Origin of the sequence: Desulfofundulus thermobenzoicus, from assembly GCF_009428905.1 — a bacterium.
Lineage (GTDB): Bacteria > Bacillota > Desulfotomaculia > Desulfotomaculales > Desulfovirgulaceae > Desulfofundulus_A > Desulfofundulus_A thermobenzoicus.
Genome location: NZ_WHYR01000271.1, coordinates 1 through 386, shown reverse-complemented (window position 1 = coordinate 386; position 386 = coordinate 1). Strand labels below are relative to the sequence as shown.

1 protein-coding gene is annotated in these 386 nt (G+C 40.4%); it reads left to right on the top strand.

Annotated elements, in window-relative coordinates; genetic code table 11:
- On the top strand, positions 1-386 hold a 386-nt coding region (locus GFC01_RS18595; RefSeq protein WP_194175059.1), incomplete at both ends, for a transglycosylase domain-containing protein.

Here is a 386-nt window from a genome sequence, read left to right as displayed (position 1 = left end):
GCTCTCGATTCAGCTTGAGCAAAAATACTCTAAAGATGAAATTTTAGAAATGTATTTAAACCGTATTTTCTTCTCTCCTTATGCTTATGGTGTTGGGAAAGCAGCTGAACAATTTTTCGGAGTCACAGATTTAAATAAACTAACCGTTGCACAGGCTGCCACACTTGCAGGTATGCCGCAGAGTCCTTCTGCCTATAACCCAGTGAAACATCCCGAGGCAGCGGAAAAACGCCGTAATATCGTTTTAAGCCTTATGAAAAAACAAGGCTACATTTCAGAAAAAGACTATGACGCTGCAAAAGCAACCCCTGTCAGCAAGACAGTTGTTTCAGCTAGTAAATATAAGAGCCAAAACTCTAGTAAGTACTCTGCCTACATTGAAGAAG